This is a genomic window from Mesorhizobium sp. M4A.F.Ca.ET.050.02.1.1 (assembly GCF_003997725.1).
In the GTDB taxonomy this organism is placed as follows: Bacteria; Pseudomonadota; Alphaproteobacteria; order Rhizobiales; family Rhizobiaceae; genus Mesorhizobium.
In genome coordinates, this window is sequence record NZ_RZSG01001037.1 from 1 (window position 1) to 1,787 (window position 1,787).

At 61.4% G+C, this 1,787-nt stretch carries 2 protein-coding genes; one reads left to right on the forward strand and one right to left on the reverse strand.

Annotated features, from left to right (window positions below; genetic code table 11):
- The first annotated feature begins 50 nt into the window (after nucleotides 1-50).
- Nucleotides 51-503, forward strand: a complete 453-nt coding sequence (locus tag EOA33_RS34650; RefSeq protein ID WP_245482528.1) for a nuclear transport factor 2 family protein — start codon at nucleotides 51-53, stop codon at nucleotides 501-503.
- A gap of 54 nt (nucleotides 504-557) precedes the next feature.
- Here EOA33_RS34650 and EOA33_RS34655 read toward each other — a convergent pair.
- Nucleotides 558-1,787 (reverse strand): NAD(P)/FAD-dependent oxidoreductase (locus EOA33_RS34655; protein ID WP_127407645.1); only part of this gene is annotated, 1,230 nt, incomplete at its 5' end.

The window sequence follows — 1,787 nt, forward strand, 5'->3', positions numbered from 1 at the left end:
ATGCGGAGGGGCATGAGCGGGGACGCGTTTTGCGGGGAGCCTCGGAGACCTTGACCGGCATCGCCGCCGGTGACCTACTTCGATCATCGAACGTGCACGTTATCTGCTATCCGACCGGAGGAGACTGGCGAATGGACATTCGATCGACGCTGACGGAGCTATGCGAGGCCTTCAACGCCCACGATCTCGATCGCATCATGGCGTGCTTTGCCGACGACTGCGTCCTGGAGATGCCGAGAGGCAACAAGCCATGGGGTTCCCGCTTCGAAGGCAAAGCGAAAGTTCGCGATGCGCTGGCCACACGCTTCGAAGGCTTGCCCGACGTTCACTATGGCAATGGTGAGCATTTCGTGGACGCGACGGCCAATACCGGCATCTCGAAATGGCTCCTCACCGGCACTGCCCGCGACGGGACGAGAAAGGAGGTCCGCGGTTGCGACTTCTACACGTTCCGCGACGGCAAGGTGATCCGCAAGGACTCGTACTGGAAGATCGTCGAGTAGCAGCTGGGGCGGCAAACGAAACGCTCAACCGAATTGCGGTGACAGTGCACTATTTTATGGCTGATCAGTCCGAGTTAACATATGGCCGACAAATCGACGCGCCTCGTCTTCAACAGCCATAATGGTGCCTGACCGGCGTGTGGACGCAAAATCAAGCCCGGCAAAATAGATTCCGGGAACCGGGGCAATGCCATCTTCGTGAACCGGCTGACGTCGCTCGTCGAGAGCGCCGGGTATATCGATCCAGCTGAAGTCGCCCTCGAAGCCCGTGCACCAGACAATCGCTGAAATGTTCCGCTCAACGAGATCGAGCGACATAATGGGGTGCCGGGGTAGGCGCGGAGCGACCGCCTCCGCCTGGTCCTCAACGGGCGCAGGAGCGTTGAGACCATTACATCTGATAAATTCATCGATACGGCTCTTGAACTGCGCGGAAATCTCGTCGCCGAACCGAATGCTTTCGAGAACGTCGTCGGTGAAGACGAGCCGACCGCTATCCACTCCGACAAATCGTCCCAGCAGCACAACGCCCTGCGCGCTGAGAGATTGCAGGCTTATCGTGTGCAACGCGCCAAGCATGGGCCGAGCGGCAACGCGGCCGGACGGATCGACGAAATCCTTGCGGGGCACGTCAAACAATCCGGTCTTCACCAACCACACGGCAATGTCGTGCCCGCGATAGCGTCGTGGCAGACGGCCAATATGGCCCGCCGCAAGATAAGTCTCCCGGCCCGCCAGGATCAGGTCTTCGGCGATCTGGCAACCTGACTGTGCGCTGCCGACGACAAGCACGGCTCCGGCTGGAAGGTCGCCGGCATTACGGTAGTCTGAAGCGTCAAGCTGCACTGGCCCGCCCCTCAACGCGGAGGCCGAAGGCGGCCGACGCGGGCGGTTCAGGCTGCCGCTGGCGACAACCACGTTTTTCGCCAGCCACGTCTGCTCCGGCGTCACAACGCGAAAGAGCCCGTTACTTGCTTCCAGTTTTGTGACCGAGGCGCCGGTGCGAACCGGCAGTCGGCGCCGCCGCGCATAGTCCTCGAGCAGCGTCACAAACCCTGTATGCGTCATAAACCCTTCAGGGTCCGCGCCATCGTAACTATCGCCGGGCATCACGCTGTACATGTTGGGAAGATTGAAGTGGAACGAGTCCCAACGTTGGGTCCGCCACGTTTCGCCGACGCGCCCGCGCTCCAGGACGCAGTGCCGCATATCGGCCTGCGCCAGCGCATAGCTGACGCCGAGACCGGCCCACCCAGCGCCCACGACCACGGCATCAACAACGCC